We start from the raw sequence: 22563 nt of genomic DNA, 5'->3' as shown, positions 1-22563 counted from the left end.
TCCCGTGTTTGAGGGGGCGAAGATCCGGTCTGTCAGCCTGCCGGCTCTTCTCTCGCGCTCCCCCTTCCCTCACCCCAGCGCCGGCTCAGGCGGCGAGCGCATCGAGAAGATCGGAAATTGGAGCGGCGGACAGGCGCGTGGCGCCGCCGAAGGCCCGCAACCGCGCGGCCATTTCCTTGCGGAGATGCGATCGATTGCCGATCACGGTTTCGGGTGAGAGCGGTTCGCCCTGCGGCGTCACATAGCGATGGGCGGGCTCGCCATCCTCAGTCTCGACCACGATACGATGGCCGCCGGCGGGCGACTTGCCGGCATAGCGGGCGGTGAATTCGCCGAGCTTGCCGGTCAGACCCTTGGCCGCCTTGCCCCACCGAATGTGACCGGCGCCGACGCTCTCGCCCGCCGACAGGCCGCGATCGAGCCATATCCGGAAATGGGCGCGCTGCTGGAGGACGGTGTTGCGCGTGCGTTCCATGGTCCGGCAGAGCGGCAGCGCACTCGCATGGGCGTCAAGGAGCGCGAGATAGCCTTCCTGGGCGGCAATCAGGACATCATCGAAGTCGCGGCCGGCAAGCAGTGCGCGGAGCTGGCGATCCAGTCGCGGATCGGATCCCGACACAACGCCGGAAGCGGCTTCCAACGGTCGAGCGTCCGGCGGCTGATTGCCGAACGCATGGAAACCGGCGCCGGAAATGATGATGACGAAGAGTTCGCCATAGCCCTGACAGGCCTGCAATGTCGGGAGGAGCACGGCGACGTCGGGCTTCGCGTCACCGCTCGGCGGGACCAGGCCTGCCTCGGGCGCGCCGAGCAGGAGCAGCCGCCGGCTCCAGCGGGCGGGCAAAGGCTCGTCGGTCGGTTTCGGCCACTCACTCGGGCGCGGCCGGCCGGTGGCAAGCAAGGGCGGCTCGATCTGGGGCGCGGCCGCTTCGAAGGCGCGCCGGGCGGTATCGAAAAGATCGTCGCGGTTGCCGCCGCCCTCAGCAAAGCCCTGATCGTAGGCGATCGTCGCGGCCGTCGAACATCCCGGCCGGCGCACCCGCGGTTCCCATCCAGCGATCGCAGCATACCAGCCATAAGCGTACTGCACCGCCCGATCCCAATCGTAGCCGTGGAGGCTGCGCGCAGACAGGATCGCGCGATCGCGATCGTCGCCCTCCCCTTTGGCGATGCGGGCTTCGGTGAAGGCGAAGTTCCGCGCCTGGCGCTCTTCCTCGGCGGCGCGCGACATAGATTCCATCACGGGCCGCAGCGCCAACGCGCGCTGTCGCATGCGCGCGAGGCGATCTTCCGGTGCCGCCGCCGCTGGCAGATCCGGAAAGTGGCGCCAGGCCTCGGCGATGACGGCGGCATGCTCCGGCCTGCGTCCTCGGGCGATCCAGGTGCCAGCATCGGCCGGGTCGAACGGCTCCGAGATCATCGGTCGGTCTCCAACCGGAAGCCGAGGCTCGCGGCGGTGAGGCTATCGCGCGCCTGGACGAGCATCTCGTAGCGTCCTGCGAGGTTTTCGCTTCGCCCGAACCGCCGCGCGTTGGGCGGCACGGACGCGACATCCAGGCGGAACGGAAGGATCCGTTCCGTCATCTCGGGAAAGGCTGCACCGAGGAGGACGGCAGCGAGACGATCGGCAACGCCATCGATGGCCTTCGCGACGTTGTGCTTGTCGAGACCGGACGCGGCCTCGAGGTGCGCCATTGGCGCGATAACATCGGGCAGACGAGCGAGGAGCCCGGCGCCGTGGCCATAGTCCGAGTGCATCGAGATCAAGGCCTGACGTTCGAGCGAGATCTCGGTGAAGGGGACATAGGTGCGGTAAGAATAGCTCGGCACGTCCACGCCGATCCTGATGCGGGTGAGAAGGATGCGCATGATTTGCCCCCTTCAGGCGACGAGCCGCGGCGCGGTGGGCGCCGCCGCGGGGAGCTTGAGTTCGCGGCGAACACGCGCGGCGAAACGATCCGGCTCGACCAGCTCGCGAACCGATGCCCAGTGGTTGCGCTCGCCGATATGATCCTGCCGGCCCTGCACCTTGCGAAAGCAGACCTCGCGGTCGGGTCCGAACGGCCCGATCGAGAGCTGCACCCACAGCGTTTCGCCGTGCAGGGTGATCTCGCCGGATACGGCCGGCCCGGCCTTGTTGGAGCGGATATCGAAGCTGCCCTCTTCAAGGCCGAGCGCCTCGGCGAGTCGTCGCAGCGCGGCGCGGCCCTCGGAGTGGAAGAGACGCTTTGCCGGTTCGTCATAGGCGACACCGCGCAAGGCGAGGGTCTTGAGCATGGGACGGTTCCGCAAATCGGCGATACGCGCCATGCAGTCCCGGCGGAGATCGGCGTCTGTGCCGCGATCGGCGCAGACCTGCGACAGATGCCGCACCAGCAGGATGACGGCGGGGTCGGTTTCGACATCGATGCCGGCGTTGCGGCAATCCGTGATCGCCGCCTGCACGGCGTGCAAGGTGGTACCGATGGTGATCAGCGCGCTGGGGTCGAGCGCTTGGCTATAGCGAAACGCCACGTCGTAGCTCATGGGGTCCTCCGGAAATCTCGAGCGGTCTTTCCACTCGCGACCCCGGCCCCCCTTCCCTTTTCAGCCTTGCCGCATGGCTTCGCGATTGGTCCGTCGCCGGAGCGCACAGATCAAGCTTGTGATGACGATAGCGACGCGCACTGCGGCAAAGCCCAGTCCCTCGCCGCCATGATCACGGCAATGATTACTGCAGCAAATCTCGGCGCGAAGGCAAAGAGATCGGGTCAAACATGCTGCACTTCATAGCGAGGGTCACAGTTCTCCTCGCCAGGGTAGCGGCCGAGCGGATCGGCAAACAGGAGCTGCACAACCGCATAGTCGGCGTGACCAAGATATTTACCCGCGCTGTCGGTATAAAACGTCATTGCCGCCGGCCCTGCGATACGTGTTTTGATCGGATAGGTACGACCCAGATCGATGTACATTCCCGGCGGCTTTCCCGCCTTGCGCATTTCGTGACCGATCTGGGCAAGGATTGTGAAAATGCGCTGTGGCATGAAGGCGCCAAGCCCGAGAAGCTCGGGGAGGCCGCGATTGGCGTTGCCGATAGTGTGGGCCTGAGAAGGTGTTCCTTCACCGTTTACGACCGCGACGACGCCTTGGCCGCAACGATCGACGCTCTCTCTGACCGCGCGGAGCAACGGTGTATCATGATGATCAATCATACGATTTTCTCCGGGAAATAGTGCTAGAAGCTGCTGCAATCAGGTGAGCGGAAGGTCACAGCGGGCGTCACAGTCGGTCTTGCCTGGACAGCTACCACGCGCTTCATGAGGAATAACCGGACAGCTCCTAAGGGGCTTTGGACAACTTACGCTCGCTTTCCGCGCCGGCGGCCGACGCCCGCCCCGATGGCGCGAGCGATGTGGCCTGCATAGACGCCGCAGGCTGCCCAATATGCTGCGACCGGCGGCTTGCGCCGCCGCCAGCTCGTCTCCGCGCGCGCCCTAGCGTCCTGCTGCAGATCCAGCAGCAGTTCCTGCAGGGCGACACGGACTTCAGGATCGAGTTCCCGTAGTCGCGCAATGGCGGGGAGCGCGAGGATGGGGTTGCGGATTTCTGCGCGGTTCGAGCGTTCGGTTGCCCGGTGCGTGACGATCGTTCCGAAGTGCATGAGGGTTCCCCAAGGCTGCAGGAGCCTTCAGGCCCCAGTTTCGTCGTCCCCGCCTTCCCGCTCTCCTTTCATGCGCGCTTCCAGGTTCTGGCGATTGAGGATGACGGGACCATTCAGCGCGTCATGCGTTCGCGATAAATGTCAGCCGCCCATTGCTCGATCCAAGGAGCGGTGGTTTCGTCATGATCGAGATCACCAAATTCGATCAGTTCGCGGATTTGCTGCCGCGCTTCCGCGATGGCCGCCTCCCATGGGTCGTCGGGTCGCGCGGGTTCAGCTACAGGCACCTGCATCGGAAGCTGGCGCTGCGCTTGGCGCATGCGCGCATGCTGGGAGCAGACCCAGAGTTCCATATGGTCCGCCACGATGGCGTCGCTCTTCGCAATGCCGCCGCGTCGCGCCGCATTCCTGGCCGCTACGCCGTAGGCTTGGCTGTCGATCGAGGCGATCCGATGCGCGAAGACCGTAAGATAAGGGATGGCCTCGCCCTTCACGCCGAAGAGGTGGAGCCGGATGCCCGGCGGTAGCACGCGATCGAGATGATCGACGACCGCCATCAGGCCTTCGGGCCCGTGGATCGGGCGCCGGCACATCGACCCGACACCGACCAGTCCGGCCCGTTCGATCGTGCCTGAAAGCGCGTCGGCGCAGCGCTCGTAGTCGAACGGCAGTCGTCCCTGGATCACCGGCATGAAATTGGTCAGGATGCCTTGATCTTCAGCGCGCAGGCGACACTCGACATTGGCGCGAATGGTGCGCGAGATCCGGTCGAGCACCTCGTCGCGGTCGCCCGCGACCTGATGCTCGACGCAGTAGTCCAGACTCGCCCACCACTGGAAGGGAAAGGCCGCGGCGAGGCGAATGTAATCGTCGATTGTCCACGGATAGCCGCCATAGGTCACCATGGCGCTGAAGCCGGCGCTGTCGAGGCTAAGGCTCTTGAGGCCGGTGGCGTTGGCGAGCGCGCTGATCCGCCAACCCGCCCACTTGCGCCAGCCGCGCTCCTTCGTCCAGCGCGAGAGCGCGTTCGCCGAGATGAGGACCGGCTGCTGCAACCGCCTGGCACGCTCGAGCAGCTTGCCGTCGGCGAGGTGTGGCAGACCCACCATGACCGTGATTGATCTTTTCTTTGGGAGCGGATCGTTCATATAATGTTCCTCATGAAGGAGAATCACCGTGTCCGCTTCGACCGCCCGCTATCTTGACCATTTCGATCTGGACGTGACGCTGCGCGATGCGGCGATCGACGAGCAGAACCGCCCGACGCGCCGGATGATCGCCAATGCGGCCATCGGCATGCATATCGAGGACGCTTTCTATTCGGTCCGCGAGCTCCGCGAGGCGGTGAGCTGGATTCACGAGGGCGAGCCGGGCGGCAAGCGCAAGCTGGCCTCGATCCTCAGCAATCCGGTGGGCGACGACTTCCAGCGCTGCATTTATTATTGCCTCGCGGGCCGCGGTGTCGTCGAGATGATCGACGATCTCATGTGGCTCGAGGAGCTGCTGGAGGCGCGCGGCCGGATCGCCGGCGACATCCATCGGCGCCGCATTAAGGCGCGGCCGCTCGTCTCGCCCTATGTCGCGGACGAGCCCGATGGGCCGATGGTGTCGGCAGCGGACGATTTCCGGCAGGGGCGTTCGTGGTGGGCGGATCCGGAGCTCGGTGTCTGAACCCGGGCTTGCCTCGCTAGATCGAGGCTTGGCTTGACCCATCGGACCGGGTCGGGTGGATAATGAGCTACGTCAGTCGAATCGAGGTTGGCCCATGGCCGGTGATTGCTGCGGAGGCGGATGCGGCGAGGAGCGTTCGCGGGACGAGAGGTGAGAACGCGTCCTGCTGATCGCCCTCGGGCTCAATGCCGGCATGTTCGCGGTCGAGATGATCGCGGGCGTCTCGGCGCAGGCGGCTTCCCTGATGGCCGACGCGCTCGATTTCCTCGTCGCTATCGCTCGCAGGTGAGACGACGCCCACGTCGCCACTGGGTGGGTTCGATCCATTCGCCCCCGAAGGCTCCGGCGCCGCGGCGCTTGGCATCCGCGAAGACTGCCGCATAGCGCGCGGCACGATCGGGATCGGCCTTGAGGAACTGGGGCTGGGGAATGGCGAGTCCCGAGCCGATCATGACTTCGCCGAGATCGCGACCGTTGACCGTGACGACGGCCACCGGCCGTCCGTAGCTTGATGGCGAGGACAGGCGGATATTGGCATCGCCGCCATGCAAGGTGCGGGCGGCAAGATCCTGCGCCGCCTTCCCGCACTCCCAGCACGCGCCCGCCTTCTGGCAAAGTTGCCGTCGCTCGAAGGCGTCAACGCCGAGAAGCCGGAAATCGGCCGCGACCGTATCGCCATCAAGCGCCCGCGCGGTAGCATTGAAGGAGGTGTCCTCGGCGGCATCGCTCGGCGTGCAGGCGGCGATAAGCAGGAGAGCCAGGGTCGGAACGCGCGTCATGCGACCATTTCAAGGACGACGAAACCCGGCGCCGACGGATCGGTGGATACGCGAAAGGGCTGGAGCGGGTCCGCCGTGCGCAAAATGCTCACTTTCCTTGGGTAATGATCGAAGATGCGCCCAGCGACGCGCATGGCGTTCTCGCGGCTGCAGAGCAGCGCGCGTTTGGGAGAGAGGCCGTCCCTGTCGATGCTGATGGTCATAAAATGATCCCCTTCGTCACGAGGATATATCGATTGAGGTTCAGGCGAACACCGTCTTGTGGACCTTGGTGACGGGCACGACCGACCAGGCGCGCTCCATGAGGCGGCTGATCCGGTAGAAACTACCGTTGGTGGGATCGCGAAGGAGGAGCTTTCGCCTGCGCTTGGACACCACGAACTCCTGCCCGACGTGACCGTCCGAGAAAGTCACCGGCGCCTCGAGCCGGATGCGATCACCGTCCGACAGTTTGCGTCCACGCCTCGCGAGATTGGCCCGGCAACGCTCCCGCCAGTCGAGAGCGTATTTGTTGTCGGTCGCCGTCAGGAGATCCAGGATATGCGCGGGACATCCATCCTCACAGGGACCCATGGATTCCTCCATATCCTTGTATCCGAGGATCATTCCCTCCTTGTCGCGAGGGTTCCATCGGACGAGGCAGACGATCGCGAAGATTTCGCCGCCGACACCGTTCGTCATCACCTGGGTCGCGGCGTAATAGACCCGGTTTCCGGGGCAGGCCGAAGCCAGGACCTTGAGCCCGCGCGAGCCGCCCTCCTCCTGCGGGCGTTCATGGGTGAACTGAGCGTCGAGATAGGATTTCGCGGATGCGTGTCCGCCGAGCGATTGGCGAGGCATGTAGAGCCAGCCCATGGTGGTGCTCCTTCGCGATATGAGTGGAATGGAAAATCGATCGGACGTGGCGATCAGGCGGCGAGAGCTGCCGCCGCCGTTGGCTCGTCCCGAACGCTGTCGTCGGCTGCGCCACCAAAGCTCTTCAGGTAAGCAAAGGCCTGCTCGGCCTTGGCGGCCGCGTGGATGATGGCGGTCTTGTCCCCGCGAAGGATGCCGAGCCAGTGTCCGACATAGCTTGCGTGGCTGTCGTGTAGGATATTCGGGAGATCCAGATCGGCGCAGCACAGCCCTGCCCCGATTTCGGCGACAAGCTCTTCAAATGCATAGGCTTTGTCGCCGAAGCGCTTGCCGAAGGTGCGAGCGAGTCTGTCGGCATGGCCCGACCAGTGGACTGTCTCATGGCACCTTGTCGATGCGTACAGATCCATGCTGCGGAACGATGTCCGATTTGGCATCTGGATATAATCAAAGGTCGGCGTGAAGTAGGCTTGGTTGCCGCCATGGCGCACATCGGCGGGGATGCCGGCGAAGAAAGCATCGATTGCCGCCTGGCGGAGGGAGGGCGCCACCGGCATCTGCGGCTCGTCTGGCGCATAGAAATAGGCGGGCAGCGCATCGATCTGGTCGGCGTTGAAGACGATGTAATGGCGAAGGAAGCGGATGTTGCGCTCCACCTCCTTGCCCGTTTCGGGATGCTCCTCCAGCTTCTTGAACGAGGAATAGTAGACCGAGATTGCGCCGGTTTCGCCGCGCCGAACATTGGCCCCGAGCGCCTCGGCCTGGCGATAGGTCATCCAGAACCGGGAACGATATCCCATCGCGTCTCCGAGCGCCCATAAATAGAGCGTGTTGATCCCCGTGTACGGAGTCCCGCAATGACGGAGCGGCCGACCGCCGCCGCCGCTTATGCGCCACGGCCTCGACCACGGTGGGACGCCTTCCTCGAGCTTGCGGATGATGAGGTCCGTGATTTCCGCGGCAACATCGCGGCTGGATCGCCGAGAGACTGGCATGGCGGGGACTCCCGAGTGGAGAGGAAAAGGAACCGCCGACGCGGGAAAGCACGCCGGCGGTCAGGACATCCAGAAGGCGAGGCTTCAGGCCGCGAGCGCGCCTTGTTCGTCAGCGTGCGGTTCGAGCCCCGTTTCGCTCGCTTCAACCGCGTCGACGGTCTCGGCATCGTCCGGCTGTTCGCCGGCACCCTCCTCGAGGTCGAGATCGTCGACGTCCACCTGGTCGCGGAACCTCATCGCGTTCGGTACCCAAGCGAGCGCCGTATCCCGAACTTCCGGCTCGACGATCGCCTCACCTGCGAAGAGCTTCGCGCAGGACTGCGAGATCTCCGTCTTCTTCATGGTGGCGTGACGGGCGGTCAGCGCGGCGCCGCCGACTTCGGCGAGCAAGGTCAGGATCGAGCCCTTGCTGACGCGGTCGAAGAAGTTCTCCGAGGTCGGCCGCCACCAGCTTGCGACGTCGACTCCCATGATCGTCGCGAGACGGTTCTGAAGCGGGCACTGATCGGCACGGTAGCTCGGCGCTTCGAGCGACATCGCGACGATATAGGCGAGCCAAGCCGCCTTGCCGTCGTCGTCAAGCGCCCGGAACGCCTCGAACCGCTCGACTTCGCTGCTGTGCTCCGTCCAGACCGCGTCGAGCCCGTCATGGGCTTCGGCCAAATAGGCTCGGGCCCGCGTCGACGGCAGCTCGCCCGATACCGGATCCTGAGGGGAGCGGGCGCGAATGGTCGAGCCGTAGGCGGCGGAGCTGCTCATGCGGTCGTCGATCATGACGAACAGCGCATAGTCGAGCGCGAGCGCCGGATGGCTGAGCAGCGTCGCGGCCAAGACGTCGCGGCGCTGCATGGCGAGCTCATCGTAGAGGCGCGCGCTGAGCGGCTTGCCTCCGGGGGCCACGGCCTCGGGACGAGGGACTGGAGCGGCGCCTTCCCGGCCTCCCCCGGTGGGACGACCGATCGTGACGCTATCCTCGCCTTCCTTCGCCTCGTCCTCGGTGCCGCCGACCCGCACCGGCTCCTCGCTATAATATTCCGTGTCGAGTACCATTGCGCCCTTGGGCGTGAGCTTGAGGAAAGCGCCGACTTGCGGCCGCAGCTCATCGGGCAACGTGGGCGCCACGTTCCGGATCGCATAATCCTCGTCGGTGAGCGCGTCATATTCCTGGTCGAGGGCCTTGCAGGCATCCTCACCGATGGAATCGTCGGCCATCTCCTCGGAAATGGCCTGTTGCCGCGCCGAGATTTCTTCGAGCCGGGTCTCCTGCTCCTCGGTGAGTTCGGGTGCAGGCAGGATGACGCGATAAAGACCAGCGGCGGCGCTGTGCGTGAAGTTGGACGCGATCGGGCGGATCCATCCAAGGCCGAGTTCCTCGCCGACGCGCTTGGCTTCCGCCTCCATGATGTCCGCGGCGAGCCGCTGCGCGATCTCGGGATTGACCCACTTGTCGCCGCTGTCGCTGAAGAGATCGCGATCGACCTTGCCGCCGGCTTCCGCGTAGCGGTCTTCGCCCACCAGGATGGCGACGGGATCGGTCGAATTCATCGTCTCGTTGGCGATGACGCGGCGGATGGTGTCCGCGTTCGAATAGCTGCTGCCGTAGCTGCTCCAGACGAGGAGCTGTTTCTCCTGGTTCTCGGTCGATGCATAGGCCTTGGCGACGTCGAGCGTGATTGAGCCCTCGCTCAGCGCTTCGAAGATCGGCTCGGCCAGGGTCGCGAGGCGCAGGCGACCTTCGACGAACCGGCGGGTCAGGCCGAAGCGCTTGGCAACGCCGTCGATGTCGCCCTTGAGGCCGATGAAATACTGGAACGCGCGGCATTCCTCGGCCGGCGTCATCTTCAGCTGATGAAAGTTCGCCGCGGTCGAGGTCTCCGACAGCGTGGCTTCGTCGCCGACCAGGACCTTGACGGGAACATCGTAAGTCTCGGGGTCGATGACGCCGCGCTCGACGAGCATCCGCAGACCGCGCAAGCGGCGCCCGCCGTCGAACACCTCGAAGGTACCGCGCGGCTTCTTCAGCGGCGTGACCAGCAGGTTCTGCAGGACACCCCGCGCCTCGATATCGGCCGCCATCTGGGGGATTTCGAGCAGGTCGTCGGGCCGCTTGCGGACATTGATGGGCGAGAGCGTGAGCTTCGCGAGCTTAACGGAAGTGGTCATGGGAAGAGCTCCATCTGGCGTCCGGATCAGCCCGAACACCAGCTTCGCTTCCCCCTTCCCTCTCTCGAGCTTCAGGACTCCAACGACCCGGACACGGCCGGGAGCCGAGCGTCCGTTTGACGCTGATGCCAGGTACGACCAGACAAGGGCATCCCCCTAGCCAACTCGGATCGGCTCGACACCGTTCGTCGAGGATTCAAAGGGCGCGTAGTAGTCATCCGGGCTCGGCGAAAATCTGGGCCAGAAGCGTCTCAGCCGAGGCCATCGGCACGAAGATGCGGGTGCGGTACTGGATCACTTCGGTGAAGCAACCGATGGATTTGAGCCAGGCCAAGCGGTCATATGGGCAACCGACGAGCTCAATTCGCGGTGAACCGTTGACGACCGACCGCTTGATCGTGAGCGGAAACGGATGGGAGACGTCGATGCTGCGCCCGGCCGTCACCGCCCTGACCACGGCATCGGCCGGCAGTGTTTCGGACCGATCGATGCCCAGCTTGGTGAAAAGCTGGGGCACATGATCGTCGAACACCAGGCGCCCGAGCCAGGACCGCCCTTCCCCGTCGACGATGCGGTTGACTGCCATGTGATCGCTCGGCAGCGCCGACCAGATCGGCAGGAGCAGGCCCGTTGCGAGGCGGATGGTCTCACTGTCGACGGTCTCGCGTGCGATCTCGACTTCCGCTGACCATTCGGTGCAAAAGGCTTCGCGGTCGACCTCCTCCCAGGAGGATTCGTAGAGATCATCCTCGCGCATATATTCGTTGCGCGTCGGCCGCATCATCTCGACGCGCGGGATCGGCGTGCCCTCCTTCTCCTCCATGAGCGATCGCGCCCGCATCCGCAGCGCCGCCTTGCCCGACTTGCGGTTGATCATGAAGCCGGCGCTTCCGTCGCCATCGGCGATCCGCAGGATGCGCTCGAGCGAGACGGGATTTCGGCGCCGCGCGATCTCGATGGTGAGCAGATGCGAGGTGGCGCCGGTGCGCGCGTCTGTGCGCAACACCACGTCATCGATCAGCGTCGCCTTGTCGACCAGGATCGTTTCGACGCCGACATCGAGGCGCCCCGCTTCGCGCGCGGCAGACACGCGCGTTTCAATCAGGGAAAGGAACTCGTCGAAGATGCTGTTCTGGAGCGCGATCGGCAGCGCGAGGATGCGATTGAGCCAGCGCTGGATCGGTGGCATCTCGTCCTTGAGGACACCGTCCTCGTTGGCCAGTTCAAGGCCGGTGCGATGCTGGAAATCGTCGAGTGTGGTGCTGGAGAGCTTGCCCGCAGCCAGCAGGTCGAACCAGGAGAGAAGCGCGGCGCAGGCATATTCGCTTTCGAGGTTGTCGGCGGGATCGAACAGGCCCTGCCCGCCGGTCTGGCGCTGGCCGCGCGTGAGCGCCCCGAGGCTGTCGAGACGCCGTGCGATCGTACTGGTGAAGCGCAGCTCGCCCTTGCAGTCGGTGGTCACCGGGCGAAACAGCGGCGTGGTGGCCTGATGCGTGCGATGGGTCCGGCCTAGCCCCTGGATCGCGCGGTCGGCGCGCCAGCCCGGCTCCAGCAGCAGATGCACGCGCTGCTCCTGGTTCGCCACGTCGAGCGAGGCATGGTAGCTGCGCCCGGTGCCGCCGGCGTCGGAAAAGACGAGCATCCGCTTCTTGCCCGCCATGAACGCCGCGGCTTCGGCTTGGCTCGTGCGGGCCGACCGGTTCTCCAGTTTCTGCCGTCCATCGCTCGCGGTGATGAGCCTTTTGGTTCGGCCAGTGACCTCCGCGACATTGTCGTGCCCGAAATGCTCGAGCAGCGCGTCGAGCGCCGACTTGATTGGCGGCATCGCGCAGAGCTTCTCGATAAGCGCGTCGCGCGCTGCCTGCGCCTCGGGATTGTAGACCGGATGGCCGTCCTCACTCACCATCGGCAGCGATCGCGGCGTGCCGGTGTCGTCCTTGAAAACGCGCATCTGGCGGGTCGGAAAGGCGCGTTCGAGGTAGTCGATTATGTATTCTTTGCAGTCGCAGTTTATGTCGAGCGTGGCGGCGAGAGACGCAGGTTTCCTTCGGTTTTCCATGATTTCACTCCAGATAATTACGGTTCCCTCGACCTGAACAAGTCGAAGGAACCAACATGCGATCAAGATCATTATTGTCGTTTCGAGCGGCCCGGCTCCGGGTCGAAGACCCGCCCAGTCACGACGCTCTACTCACCGCATTCCTCTCCTCTCTGTCGCTCGACGAGAGGTCAGGCAGTGCGATTCTGTTTGGCGCTGCGGCCCGTCATTTCCTGCATTGGATGGAACTGCATGGGATCGCGATCCGCACGATCGACGATCGGACCGTTCGGCGGTTCGAGAAGCATCGGTGCCGTTGCCACCGGTATTCGGCGCAGCAGCCAGTCTATAAGGCGGACATTGCAGCGCGAGTCAGGCGCTTCGTCCGCTTCCTGGAGGATCAAGGCTACGTCGGTGTCGACGACGGGATCGACGATCTGCCACGGCACCTCGCCGACTATTTCGATGGGATCGATCGCTTGCAACTCGCGCAAGGACCGGCCCAGTCCTATCGATCCGAGGCCGAGCATTTCGCGGCCTGGCTTCGCATTGCGCGACGACAATGGGCCGATATCGATGACACGATCATCGACCAGTACGGCGCGCATGATTGTCGATGTCCGGTCTGGCGCAAGCGAGGCAAGCTTGTTGCCTCGGGCGCGAAGCGGCGGCGGCGAGGCGCTCGGCACTTCGTCGAGTTCTTGCGCGACCGCGGTGTCATCCCTTCAGTCGAACTGGTGTCGGATGACGACCCGCACATGGCGGCATATCTGGCATGGCTCAAGCAACACCGCGGCGCGACCGATGAGACGATCCGGCGCTACCGGGCCGATATCAGGCGGCTCGCGCCTATGCTCGGCGAGCCTTCACAATGGGATGCAGCCGTCCTCAGACGGGCGTTTCAACAACGAAGCAAGGAGACGCCGGGTTCGGCATCACTGCTCGTCACGATAATACGGAGCTATATTCGGTTCCTGGTCGTGCAGGGTATTTGCCGTCCAGCTTTGTTGCACGCGATCCCATCAGTGCAACGCTACCGTCTTTCGACGCTGCCCCGGCACGTTAACCCGGCAACGATCGAGCAGATCATCGGCGCATGTCCGACTGATCGCCCGGTGGAAGTTCGGGACAAGGCCATCATTCTCCTGCTCGCCCGGCTTGGCCTGCGTGCCGGTGATATTCGGGATATGCACCTCGACGATATCGACTGGCGCTCGGGCCACCTGACGGTCAAGGGCAAGACGCGTCGGCCTGATCGCCTGCCATTGCCTCAGGACGTCGGTGACGCGATCCTGGACTACATTGCCACGGCGCGTCCCAAGACCGCCGATCCGCATCTGTTCGTGCGCGCGCAAGCCCCGTTCCGTTCGTTCCGCTCATCGGCGGAGATCGCCGGCATCGTTGCACGCACGCATGAGCGCGGCGGGATCGAAGGCGTGCCGACCGGATCGCACATTTTCCGGCATTCGCTTGCCACCAACTTGCTGCGCGCGGGCGCAGGGCTGGAGTCCGTTGGAACGATCCTGCGCCACAGCTCGCCCGAGACCACCGCCATCTACGCCAAGGTCGACCTGCCGATGCTCATGAAAATCGCGCAGCCATGGCCGGGAGAACCGTCATGCTGAGCACGCAGATTGCCAGATACGTCTCGCTGTATCGCAGCTTGGGGCGGAAGTTCTCGGAACAGGAACGACTGCTGCGCCAATACGCCGCTTTCGCTGAACGCTTCGGTGACCGGCACACCCGAGTGCAGCGCATCTACGACTGGTGCCACACGGCAAGCTCGCAAAACGTGGCTCGCCATAGGTACGACGCTGCTCGTAACTTCAGCCTTTTCGCTCATGCCGAGGACCCAGACAACGAAGTCCCGCCTGTCGGCGTTTTCGGCCGGGGGAAGCGGCCACGTCCCACTCCGACCATAATCGAAGCGGACCAGGTGCGGGCGATCATGGCGGCGGCATTGAACGTTCCGCCCCATGGCACGATTAGCCCATACACGTACCATTACCTGTTCGGCCTGCTCGCGGCGACAGGTCTCCGGATTTCCGAGGCTCTCGCGCTACAGTGCAACGATCTGGTCGAGGATGGGCTGGTCGTCCGCAACGGCAAGTTCGGCAAGCAGCGACTGATCGCCTTGCAGCCATCGACGCGCCAAGCACTCGAAGCCTACATTGCGATCCGCGCGAAGCACCCGGCCAAGTGTAATGACCTGTTCGTCACTATCCGGGGGCGGGCGCCGCACAAGGTGCGCGCCCACGTCGTGTTCGTCAGGTTGGCCCGGCTTCTCGGATATCGTGGAGCAACCGGTACGGCAGGCATGCGACTCCACGATCTGCGACATACGTTCGCTGTTCGCTCGCTTGAGTCCTGCCCGCGTGACAGGGAGGCCATTGCCCACCACATGGCCGGTCTCAGTGTCTACCTGGGGCACGCGTCGATCGCCAACACGTACTGGTATCTCGAAGCCACGCCAGTGCTGCTGCGCGACATTGCGGCTGCAAGCGAGCAACTTTTTCAAGGAGAAGCGGCATGACGGCGCTTGCTCCCCATCTCTCAGCATATCTGCGGGAACATCTGCCGCGCGAACGCGCCGTCAGCCCGCACACGGTGAAGACCTATGCCAACTGCTTCGTCCTCCTCGTCCAGTTCGCTGCCGATCGGCTGAAGCGCCGACCGACCGATCTCGAGGTTGAGGATCTCGGCACAGACATGATCATGGCCTTCCTCGATCATGTGGAGATCGGCCGCGGCAGCTGCGTGCGGACCCGCAATGGCAGGCTCGCCGCGATCCGATCCTTCTTCCGATACATCGAGTACCGGATTCCAGCCTGCCTCGATCAGGCACTCCGTGTCAGAGCAATCCCGACCAAGAAGACAGACAAGGCGCTGATCGATTACCTCGACCGGGCCGAGATCAAGGCTTTGCTCGATACACCCGATCCCCGGACACGCCTCGGCACCCGTGATCGCGCGATGCTGCATCTTACCTATGCTGGCGGACTGAGGGTGTCGGAACTCGTAACGCTGCAACTGGGCGATTTCCCGGACCGCTCCCTGTCCACCATGCACATCATGGGCAAAGGGCGACGTGAACGGGTCCTGCCGCTGTGGAAGGAGACCCAGATCGCATTGCGCGCATGGCTTGCGATCCGGCCTCAAGTTGAGGTCACCGAGATTTTCCTCAATGCCAACGGGCAGCCGATGACCCGCGACGGATTTGCGTTCCGATTGGCCGAGCACGTCAAGACGGCAGCGACGAAGCAGCCGTCGATCCTTGGGAAGCGCGTCACACCCCACGTGCTTCGTCATTCTTGCGCGATGCACACGCTCGCGGCGACGGGGGACATTCGCAAGGTCGCATTATGGCTCGGCCACGCCAGTATCCAGAGCACCGAGACCTACTTGCGCGCCGATCCCGAAGAGAAGCTGCAGATTCTCGCAGCCCACGGTGCCCCTGCGATCAAGCCGGGGCGCTTCAAGCCGCCTTCCGACGCCTTGATCACAATGCTCACCGACGTTCGAAGGCGGGCCTGACCCGTCTTCGAACACTCCCTCTAACCCGCATATTATCTGGAGTGAAATCATGGAAAACCGAAGGAAACCTGCGTCTCTCGCCGCCACGCTCGACATAAACTGCGACTGCAAAGAATTCCTGTAATGTGGAGCTCCACATTACACGTACTCCCGAGGACTCAGATCAATTTCCAAGTTCGCGCGCTCATCCGGCGAGAGCTCGCCCAGCCGCCGGTCGAGGATCGATTCCGCGGTCGTCACCAGCTGGAGAACGACCGATTGTCCACCGGCCAGGTGCGCCTTCACCGCAGCGATCACGGTCGGAAGCTTCATGCTGAGGAGAAGCTGGCCGAAGAAGCGCTGCTTGGTGGATTCGAAGCGAGATCGCGCCGACGCCTTGGCCCCGCTGTTGAGGGTCGCATTTTCGATCCCGTCGACCACGGCCGTCAGTTCGAGCGCATGTTCCATGTTGCGGTGAATGATGCCCCAGGCGTCGGCATAGGCATCGTAGATCGCGATCTGCTCGGAACTGAGCTCGTGGCGCAGAATCTCATATTCGACGCCGGCGAAGCTGAGCGCCCTCGCCGTGTAGAGTCCGAGCGCCTTGAGGTCGCGCGCGACCAGCTCCATCGCCGCAATGCCACCCTTGCGGATGCCCGAGATGAACTGCTCGCGATTGCTGAAGGCCGTTTCCGGGCCCCAGAGGCCCAGCCGCACCGCATAGGCGAGATTGTTGACGTCGGACGCCCCCGTCGCCGACGCATAGAGGACGCGCGCGCCGGGAAGATGGTTCTGGAGCAGCACGCCGCAGATTCCCTGCTGCGAGCCTTCCTTCTTGCCCAGCGCGCCCTCGCCACCGGCGACCCCGCCCATCTCATGGGCTTCGTCGAAGCCGATCACGCCCTCGAAGTCCTCTCCCGCCCAGTCGATGATCTGCTGCAGCCGGCTATGATCGCCACGCGCCGAGCGGAGCGTCGGGTAGGTGACGAAGAGCACGCCCTGTTCGAGCGGGATCGCCTGATCGATCTTCCAGTTGGCGAGAGGCTGGATGTCGGCGGCGAGGCCGCCCAGCGCGGTCCAGTCGCGGCGCGCGTCTTCGAGCAGCGCCTCGTTCTTCGAGATCCAGATGTTGCGCCGGCGTCCGGCGAGCCAGCTGTCGAGAATACAGGCCGCGACCTGCCGCCCCTTCCCCGCCCCGGTGCCATCACCCAGGAAATAACCTTTGCGATAGGCGCGGCCGTCCTCGGCATCTTCGAGCCCGACGCCCTCTTTGGCGGGCCTGAACTTGCCCGGCAGGAACTGATCCCAGGCGTGGCCGGCATAGACCACGGTCTCAAGCTGCGAGGCTGAGAGCAGGCGCTCCGATACGGTTCGTTCGGGAAGATTGGGGACATAGGCCGGGATAGGTGCCGCGATCGAGCCCATCGCGACGGATTCGACCAGCGCGGTCGGATGCTCGCCGGCGGCATCGAAAGCGATGCGGCTCGGACGATAGGGAAGATAGACGCCCACCTGTTCGAGCAGCGGCGCAGGCGTGTCGAGCGGCATATAGTCGACCGGCAGCACGTTGTTGCGCACGGGAGCATGATACGGACGGGGCTGAGCGCGGCCGCTTTTCATCGCTCGGAACAGCGAAGGACTGCTCGACCGCTTTGGTGCCGGTGCCGAGGGTGCGCCAAGGGGCCCGCGTTCGTGGATGGTGAGAGCGCTGATGAGCTCGCGGATGGAGCTGCGCTGGATCGTTGCGGGGATGGCTGTGCCGGGCATCTTGTCGATGACAAAGAGCCTGACGGCGATCGACGTGCCATGCTTGAGATAGCATTTCTCGAGACGCACGGATGTCCGGACGCTGACGTCGCGCAATGTCGTCTCGAAGAGATCGCGCATCCGCGCATTGGGCCCGAACCAGTCGGGCATGATCGCGACCAGCCGTCCGCCGATCTGCAGCCGCCGCAGCGCCGCCTGGAGATGGCGCACCGCGGCGTGGGCGTCCGCGCCCAGTCCTACCGAGCGGGAAAAGGGCGGGTTCATCAGGATGAGGTTGGGGCGCGGCGCATCGGCGAGGGTCGAGTTGATCGTGGCGCCGTCATGTCCGGTGACGACCGCGTCGGGAAAGACGTCGGCGAGCCGCGCGCGGCGGGCGGGCGCATATTCGTTGAGCTGGAGCGCGGAGAAGTCGCGGCAGTGTGCTACGAGGAGACCGTTGCCGGCGCTGGGTTCGAGAATGACATCGCCGGTCTGGACATTGGCGAGCAGGACCGCGACCGCGGCGAGATCGACGGGCGTCGAGAATTGCTGCCATTCGATCTGGTCCTCGCTGCGCACGGTCTGGGTGGGCAACCGGTCGAGCAGGTCGCACGCCGCCGCGACATCGCTCAGCGAGCCGAGCGGATAGGGCCTGAATTGGAGGTAATGCGCGAGAACGTGCTCCAGGATTTCGAAGCTGTCGCGCTGGGTCCAGAGGCCATCGGCATCCGTTCCGCCATAGCCCTCGACCATCGCGGCGTTGAGGTCGGCGCGGGTGATCGGCTCGGTCGAACGCAGACGATCGACGAGAATCGTGGCCGCGCGGCGCTCGGCCGCGGTGGTGGTATCGAAGAGATCGGACATGGTGGGGTCTCCGGACTGGCTGCCCCATCGGCAGCATCAATCCTTCGCTCCCCCTTCCCTTTGACTTCTCCGCCGCGGTGCCCGACCGCGCCGGCTGCACCCATAGGGTGGCAGACGCCCTGCCGAACAGCGCGCCGCGTCAAGGTTATTGATGTTTCAAACATCAAAACTCGCATCTTAACGATGCAGGCAAGCGTTTCGTATAAGGATAGGGCCAAACGATGGATCATGCCGATCGGACGGCAGTCCTGTGGGAGTTCGCCTTGCCTGGCCGGTTCGCGTCACCGTTCGATCCCCAATCTCTCGATAAAGAGGAGCGGAGCAGCGATGACACCGACACGCGCGCTCCGCGTGCTGGTGTCGGGATCCTACGCCGGCTGCGCTGGCCACGTCGATCGGGCGGGCGCCGCGCGGCCTGATGAGCACACCATCACACGCCTGCATTCCCACGCGTTCCGCAAGAAGGTAATCATGGTCATTTTCGCGATCATCGTCGTCTCGATCCTGCTGCTGATCCTGTGTTTCGCGGTCACTGTCGCTGGGGGACGCGCGCATGACCGGCAAAACGCGCGCCGGAAAAACGATGACAGATAGCGGCAGCCTGCTTGCCAACCGGGCATTCGTTCAGAGCGCGTTAGAGGGATGTGCTCAGCTCGAGTACGCGTGCCCAATCCTTGATGCGGGGCGGCGGCGGCATCCGCTCGATCACGAGACCGGCCCTTGCATAGGCGTCTTCGGCAAGATCGGCGGCTCGGCGACCCTCAGCATCATTGTCCTGCGCAAGAACGAGCGTGGTGACGTGCTCCGGTAGCAGGATCTGGTTGAGGCGCCGCGCGCCAAGGCTCGCCCAGCAGGGAATCGCATTGAGCAGCGTGAATGCGCGTGCGGTCTCGAACCCTTCGGCGAGCGCAAGCCTGCCCTCCTGGGTCCCGCCGCATTGCCATGCCCCCCGCAGCGGCCTGCCGAGCATCAACTTCATGCGGTAGCGCGCCGTTTCCGGAACGAGGAAGATCCGCTGCACCGCCGTAAGCGTCCGACCTTCCCGCACGGCCACGAGTAGGGCTGGATGATAGGTGGTCCAGGGACGCGGTCGATAAGGGCAGCGCGGATGGAAACGCAGGTCGCCAGGGATCGGCAGCAAGATACGGCCGCTCAGATAGCGCTCGGCCAGGGTTCCTTCGACCGGCAAGGCTTCGTCCCAGAGACGTAGCGCATTGCCCGCGACCGTGGTCGGCGTGTCGGTGTAGGCGAAACGGCGGCTGATCGGTATCCGGCGCAGCTCGCGAAGCACGTCCTCCCGGCTGCAGCCAGCAAAGCAGGTCACCAGGATTCCCCGATCCCCCTGCCTGATCGACAGGCTTGGTTCCCGGTCGGCATGGGCGGGGCAAAGGCACATGGCAGTACGACCGTGCCAGCTGCCTCCGAGGCTGCCGACGAGATCGATGAGGTCTTGGGTTGGTCGTATCGCGGTGAGAGCCATTGATCAGCTCCTTTCACCAGCGGGTCTCCCCCTCCCCTTTTTCAGAGCGCCAAAGATCGCACATGGGCAGCATTGAGGATGGTGGAATGTCGGAACGCCAGGCTCTTGGGCGAAAAAGGCGCTCAACCATCGAACCACGCTCCTCAATTCATGTCGTGCGTGCAAGGATCAGGCGTTTCCCCACGGTGAGTCGCAAGACATCGATTTGCGCGTCTTGGGCCTGCGCGATTCGGACGAGGTTCGTGATTGGGATCGCTGGTGGCTGCGGTCTTCTTTGGATAGGGGCTCGCGGAAATCTATACGCCGCGCCGCATGGCATTTGTGAGTATTGCCTGCCGTGTGTAGATTTTTGGGGTTATTTCGGCTGCTGGACGCGTCCTGAAAGACTCAGCCGTTCTCGGGTCTGTACCGGCTCGTTGACCCGCAATGGCACCAATTTGACTAACCACCCTCAATTTGGCATAGTTGTCCCGAATTATGGTCATTTCAGGGTCCGTTTTCACGAACCCCTGCCAAATATTGCTGAGAAGGGGGACATCACGATGCTTTCGGGTCAGATTCTCGACGCGATGATCACCTCGTGCGAGAATGCCAAAAGCGTGCTTCGCCAGGCGGCGATCGACCCCTCCGACCGGAAGACCTTGAACATCTCCATGGGCGCTACGGTCGCCGCGGAATTTCTCGGCCGCACGCCTGAGGCGTTGTCCAAAGCGGAAGCGCGCGGGCGGCTTCCCGCGCCCAAGACGGCGGCCAATGGACGCCGTTTCTATACCGTTGAGGACCTGATCGCGATTCGCGAGGCCCTGGGTATCAAAATGGGCAAATTGCCCGAGGAACGGGCGGTCGTGCTCGCCACGCAGAACTTCAAGGGCGGGGTCAGCAAGACCACGACCGCCAAGCATCTTGCGGATTATCTCGGTCTGCGCGGATACCGCGTCCTAGTGGTCGACTGCGATCCGCAGGCCTCCATGAGCGTGATGTTCGACGTCAATCTCGAAGCGCTGGTCGACGAAACGCACACGCTATCAAACTTCCTGTCGCCGCGCATCGACGAGGCCGATTCGCTCCGCAAGACGATCCAGAGGACCTGCTGGCCGAATATCGACATCTGCCCGGCGAACCTCGGATTGCAGGATACCGAGTGGGAGTTGACGGCGACGATCGAGGAGGGTCCGACGGCCATCGCCGGGGCTTTCCGGATGCTGCGGATCGGGCTGGAAGAGGTTCGCTACGACTATGACGTCGTCATTCTCGATCCGCCCCCGGCAATGGGGTTCCTCGGCGTCAACACGCTGACCGCGGCTGATGGCTTGTTGATTCCCGTTCCCGCGAGGCAGCTCGACTATCTGTCGACCATTCATTTCATGCAGACCTGCCGTGAGGCCATGGAACTGGTGTCGAAGTTCGATTCTTCGATCGACTACGGGTTCATCCGGATCGTCTGCACCATGTTCCAGCCCAGTCGCACCAATGAAGCGCAGATGTTGCAGGTCATGGAAAAGACCTATGCCGGGCAGATGCTCTCGACACCGATCCTCCTCTCCGAAGAGGTCAAGAACGCCGGGCTCTCAATGTCGTCGATCTACGAGATAAACAAGCCCTATGGCTCGCACCAGACCTACACGCGTTGTCGGGACAACCTGAACATGGTGTTCCGGGAGATTGAGAAGGATATCTGCAAGCAGTGGCCGTCCCGGATGGCGCAGCTTGGCACCGATCGGCTGACGGAGGCGGCATGAGCAGCGCGGGCGGCAAGCGACGGAGTCTCCTGACAAACGCCATCGAGAGCATCGGCACGACGCCGGTGCCAACCCCGATTGCGAAAGACGATGGCCAGGACCTCGCGGTCCAGGAATTGCCGGGCGAGGAGCCCGCTGCCCCGTCCTTCTTGGAGCGGCGCGGCATCGCGTTCGATGAGATCGCCCGCACCGTCAAACGGCCCACGATTCGCCTGAAGCCCTCGGAATGCTCGATCTGGCGCGGCAACGCGCGCGATTACGCGGCGCTCAGCTACGATCGTTGTTCCTCGTTGATCGAATCCATTCGGGAAGAAGGCACGAACCGCGAGCCGGTGGTCGTTCGCCGGACTCCCAATAGCGATCGGCCCTACGAGCTCATCGTCGGAACGAGGCGCCATTTCTGCGTGTCCTGGCTCCACGCCAACAACCACTCGGAAATCGAGTTGGTGGCGCGGATCGAAACGCTCGACGACGAAGGTGCCTTCCGGCTAGCGGACCTTGAAAACCGCGAACGGGAGGATGTCACCGATCTCGAACGCGCGCGCAACTACCGTCATGCCGTCGATGCCTATTATGGCGGTGTCCGGACGCAGATGGCTGACCGGCTCGCGATCCCCAAGCAGAACCTTCACAACCTCCTGCAGCTCTCGGAGCTCCCGGACGAAGTCGTTTCCGCCTTTGCTGATCCAGGCGATATCAAGGTTCGTCACGGCATGCGCCTGGCGCCTCTGCTGAAGGACGAGCGGCATCGCGATGGCATCGTTGCAGCGGCGATCGAGATCGCGGCTGAGCAGGCCGCCTTGCGTAATGCCGGTGCCGACCGGATCGAAGGCAGCAAAGTGTGCGAACGCCTTGCCGGCGCAGCGCAGCCGACCAAGGCGCAACCGGCTCGCAGGGCAAAGGCGGCTCTGACGATGGCCGGCGGTGCGCAGATCGGGCAGATCCTCGTCGACACCAGGGCCAAGGGGATTACGGTCAATATCAATCCGCGCGGCGCGGCCTCGATCGATGAGATCCTCGAGACCCTGCGGCCGGTTTTGGAAGCTGCGAAATTCACTCGGTGACGACGGACGGATTTAG

Annotated in this window: 21 protein-coding genes; 7 read left to right on the top strand and 14 right to left on the bottom strand. The window is 64.0% G+C overall.

The window, feature by feature from the left end; all coding sequences use genetic code 11:
* Positions 1-85 precede the first annotated feature (85 nt).
* The 6 genes from FE851_RS23785 to FE851_RS23760 all read right to left on the bottom strand — a co-directional run bounded on the left by FE851_RS23785 (position 86) and on the right by FE851_RS23760 (position 4788).
* Entirely contained in the window at positions 86-1420 is a 1335-nt protein-coding gene (locus tag FE851_RS23785; RefSeq protein WP_017183270.1) for a hypothetical protein, read from the bottom strand.
* Positions 1417-1869 (bottom strand): hypothetical protein, encoded by a 453-nt coding sequence (locus tag FE851_RS23780; protein WP_017183271.1) that lies wholly within the window; start codon positions 1867-1869, stop codon positions 1417-1419. The genes FE851_RS23785 and FE851_RS23780 overlap by 4 nt, the downstream gene beginning before the upstream one ends.
* Positions 1870-1881: 12 nt before the next feature.
* On the bottom strand, positions 1882-2526 hold the full coding sequence (locus FE851_RS23775) for a hypothetical protein (protein WP_017183272.1): 645 nt from the start codon (positions 2524-2526) through the stop codon (positions 1882-1884).
* A gap of 224 nt (positions 2527-2750) precedes the next feature.
* Entirely contained in the window at positions 2751-3191 is a 441-nt protein-coding gene (locus tag FE851_RS23770; RefSeq protein ID WP_081490916.1) for a DUF4262 domain-containing protein, read from the bottom strand.
* A 146-nt stretch (positions 3192-3337) separates the two neighbouring features.
* The gene (locus FE851_RS23765; protein WP_017183274.1) at positions 3338-3640 is read right to left on the bottom strand and encodes a hypothetical protein; all 303 of its coding nucleotides are present in this window, start codon (positions 3638-3640) and stop codon (positions 3338-3340) included.
* Between the two features lie 113 nt (positions 3641-3753).
* On the bottom strand, positions 3754-4788 hold the full coding sequence (locus FE851_RS23760; RefSeq protein WP_017183275.1) for a hypothetical protein: 1035 nt from the start codon (positions 4786-4788) through the stop codon (positions 3754-3756).
* 28 nt (positions 4789-4816) lie between these two features.
* Between FE851_RS23760 and FE851_RS23755 the strand changes: the two genes are divergently transcribed.
* Complete coding sequence (locus tag FE851_RS23755; protein WP_017183276.1) at positions 4817-5311, top strand: hypothetical protein; 495 nt, start codon at positions 4817-4819, stop codon at positions 5309-5311.
* Positions 5312-5583: 272 nt separating this feature from the next.
* Here FE851_RS23755 and FE851_RS23745 read toward each other — a convergent pair whose 3' ends face one another.
* From FE851_RS23745 to FE851_RS23720, 6 genes are all read right to left on the bottom strand, one after another.
* Positions 5584-6090, bottom strand: a complete 507-nt coding sequence (locus FE851_RS23745; RefSeq protein ID WP_017183278.1) for a thermonuclease family protein — start codon at positions 6088-6090, stop codon at positions 5584-5586.
* On the bottom strand, positions 6087-6293 hold the full coding sequence (locus FE851_RS23740) for a hypothetical protein (RefSeq protein WP_017183279.1): 207 nt from the start codon (positions 6291-6293) through the stop codon (positions 6087-6089). Before FE851_RS23740 ends, FE851_RS23745 begins: the two co-directional genes overlap by 4 nt.
* Positions 6294-6333: 40 nt before the next feature.
* Entirely contained in the window at positions 6334-6945 is a 612-nt protein-coding gene (locus FE851_RS23735) for a DUF6927 domain-containing protein (RefSeq protein WP_017183280.1), read from the bottom strand.
* Between the two features lie 53 nt (positions 6946-6998).
* Complete coding sequence (locus FE851_RS23730) at positions 6999-7940, bottom strand: ArdC family protein (protein ID WP_145206801.1); 942 nt, start codon at positions 7938-7940, stop codon at positions 6999-7001.
* 84 nt (positions 7941-8024) lie between these two features.
* Positions 8025-10103 carry a ParB/RepB/Spo0J family partition protein gene (locus FE851_RS23725; RefSeq protein WP_017183287.1) on the bottom strand — a complete coding sequence of 693 codons (2079 nt, stop codon included), beginning with the start codon at positions 10101-10103 and terminating at the stop codon, positions 8025-8027.
* Between the two features lie 214 nt (positions 10104-10317).
* Positions 10318-12234, bottom strand: coding sequence for a strawberry notch C-terminal domain-containing protein (locus FE851_RS23720; RefSeq protein WP_261371174.1), 1917 nt, complete (start codon positions 12232-12234; stop codon positions 10318-10320).
* On the opposite strand from FE851_RS23720, the gene FE851_RS23715 reads away from it, so the two are divergent.
* Genes FE851_RS23715 through FE851_RS23705 form a run of 3 tightly spaced genes read left to right on the top strand, consistent with a single transcriptional unit; the run spans position 12219 to position 15675 of the window.
* Positions 12219-13766, top strand: a complete 1548-nt coding sequence (locus tag FE851_RS23715; protein WP_011540750.1) for a tyrosine-type recombinase/integrase — start codon at positions 12219-12221, stop codon at positions 13764-13766. The two genes, FE851_RS23720 and FE851_RS23715, sit on opposite strands and share 16 nt — an antisense overlap.
* Complete coding sequence (locus tag FE851_RS23710; RefSeq protein WP_011540751.1) at positions 13760-14674, top strand: tyrosine-type recombinase/integrase; 915 nt, start codon at positions 13760-13762, stop codon at positions 14672-14674. The genes FE851_RS23715 and FE851_RS23710 overlap by 7 nt, the downstream gene beginning before the upstream one ends.
* Positions 14671-15675 (top strand): tyrosine-type recombinase/integrase, encoded by a 1005-nt coding sequence (locus FE851_RS23705; protein ID WP_024310637.1) that lies wholly within the window; start codon positions 14671-14673, stop codon positions 15673-15675. The genes FE851_RS23710 and FE851_RS23705 overlap by 4 nt, the downstream gene beginning before the upstream one ends.
* A gap of 138 nt (positions 15676-15813) precedes the next feature.
* Here FE851_RS23705 and FE851_RS23700 read toward each other — a convergent pair whose 3' ends face one another.
* Positions 15814-18264, bottom strand: a complete 2451-nt coding sequence (locus FE851_RS23700) for a strawberry notch-like NTP hydrolase domain-containing protein (RefSeq protein WP_017183336.1) — start codon at positions 18262-18264, stop codon at positions 15814-15816.
* Positions 18265-18591: 327 nt separating this feature from the next.
* Between FE851_RS23700 and FE851_RS23695 the strand changes: the two genes are divergently transcribed.
* Positions 18592-18858 carry a hypothetical protein gene (locus FE851_RS23695; RefSeq protein WP_017183335.1) on the top strand — a complete coding sequence of 89 codons (267 nt, stop codon included), beginning with the start codon at positions 18592-18594 and terminating at the stop codon, positions 18856-18858.
* A 40-nt stretch (positions 18859-18898) separates the two neighbouring features.
* On the opposite strand, the gene FE851_RS23690 is transcribed toward FE851_RS23695, so the two are convergent.
* Positions 18899-19744 (bottom strand): toprim domain-containing protein, encoded by an 846-nt coding sequence (locus FE851_RS23690; protein ID WP_026002420.1) that lies wholly within the window; start codon positions 19742-19744, stop codon positions 18899-18901.
* Between the two features lie 542 nt (positions 19745-20286).
* Here FE851_RS23690 and FE851_RS23685 point away from each other — a divergent pair.
* Positions 20287-21483 (top strand): AAA family ATPase, encoded by a 1197-nt coding sequence (locus FE851_RS23685; RefSeq protein WP_017183333.1) that lies wholly within the window; start codon positions 20287-20289, stop codon positions 21481-21483.
* Positions 21480-22547 carry a ParB/RepB/Spo0J family partition protein gene (locus FE851_RS23680; protein ID WP_017183332.1) on the top strand — a complete coding sequence of 356 codons (1068 nt, stop codon included), beginning with the start codon at positions 21480-21482 and terminating at the stop codon, positions 22545-22547. Before FE851_RS23685 ends, FE851_RS23680 begins: the two co-directional genes overlap by 4 nt.
* The last annotated feature ends 16 nt before the right edge of the window (positions 22548-22563 follow it).

Origin of the sequence: Sphingobium sp. B2, from assembly GCF_007693735.1 — a bacterium.
In the GTDB taxonomy this organism is placed as follows: Bacteria; Pseudomonadota; Alphaproteobacteria; order Sphingomonadales; family Sphingomonadaceae; genus Sphingobium; species Sphingobium xenophagum.
This window is presented reverse-complemented; position numbering and strand designations above follow the sequence as displayed.

Bases quoted from the DNA above. Each gene is read 5' to 3' on its own strand.
- FE851_RS23740 (WP_017183279.1), bottom strand. From the start codon at position 6,293: ATGACCATCAGCATCGACAGGGACGGCCTCTCTCCCAAACGCGCGCTG.
- FE851_RS23775 (WP_017183272.1), bottom strand. From the start codon at position 2,526: ATGAGCTACGACGTGGCGTTTCGCTATAGCCAAGCGCTCGACCCCAGC.
- FE851_RS23715 (WP_011540750.1), top strand. From the start codon at position 12,219: ATGCGATCAAGATCATTATTGTCGTTTCGAGCGGCCCGGCTCCGGGTC.
- FE851_RS23725 (WP_017183287.1), bottom strand. From the start codon at position 10,103: ATGACCACTTCCGTTAAGCTCGCGAAGCTCACGCTCTCGCCCATCAAT.
- FE851_RS23730 (WP_145206801.1), bottom strand. From the start codon at position 7,940: ATGCCAGTCTCTCGGCGATCCAGCCGCGATGTTGCCGCGGAAATCACG.
- FE851_RS23710 (WP_011540751.1), top strand. From the start codon at position 13,760: ATGCTGAGCACGCAGATTGCCAGATACGTCTCGCTGTATCGCAGCTTG.
- FE851_RS23770 (WP_081490916.1), bottom strand. From the start codon at position 3,191: ATGATTGATCATCATGATACACCGTTGCTCCGCGCGGTCAGAGAGAGC.
- FE851_RS23695 (WP_017183335.1), top strand. From the start codon at position 18,592: ATGACACCGACACGCGCGCTCCGCGTGCTGGTGTCGGGATCCTACGCC.
- FE851_RS23745 (WP_017183278.1), bottom strand. From the start codon at position 6,090: ATGACGCGCGTTCCGACCCTGGCTCTCCTGCTTATCGCCGCCTGCACG.
- FE851_RS23700 (WP_017183336.1), bottom strand. From the start codon at position 18,264: ATGTCCGATCTCTTCGATACCACCACCGCGGCCGAGCGCCGCGCGGCC.
- FE851_RS23680 (WP_017183332.1), top strand. From the start codon at position 21,480: ATGAGCAGCGCGGGCGGCAAGCGACGGAGTCTCCTGACAAACGCCATC.
- FE851_RS23765 (WP_017183274.1), bottom strand. From the start codon at position 3,640: ATGCACTTCGGAACGATCGTCACGCACCGGGCAACCGAACGCTCGAAC.
- FE851_RS23785 (WP_017183270.1), bottom strand. From the start codon at position 1,420: ATGATCTCGGAGCCGTTCGACCCGGCCGATGCTGGCACCTGGATCGCC.
- FE851_RS23690 (WP_026002420.1), bottom strand. From the start codon at position 19,744: ATGGCTCTCACCGCGATACGACCAACCCAAGACCTCATCGATCTCGTC.
- FE851_RS23705 (WP_024310637.1), top strand. From the start codon at position 14,671: ATGACGGCGCTTGCTCCCCATCTCTCAGCATATCTGCGGGAACATCTG.
- FE851_RS23685 (WP_017183333.1), top strand. From the start codon at position 20,287: ATGCTTTCGGGTCAGATTCTCGACGCGATGATCACCTCGTGCGAGAAT.
- FE851_RS23735 (WP_017183280.1), bottom strand. From the start codon at position 6,945: ATGGGCTGGCTCTACATGCCTCGCCAATCGCTCGGCGGACACGCATCC.
- FE851_RS23760 (WP_017183275.1), bottom strand. From the start codon at position 4,788: ATGAACGATCCGCTCCCAAAGAAAAGATCAATCACGGTCATGGTGGGT.
- FE851_RS23720 (WP_261371174.1), bottom strand. From the start codon at position 12,234: ATGATCTTGATCGCATGTTGGTTCCTTCGACTTGTTCAGGTCGAGGGA.
- FE851_RS23780 (WP_017183271.1), bottom strand. From the start codon at position 1,869: ATGCGCATCCTTCTCACCCGCATCAGGATCGGCGTGGACGTGCCGAGC.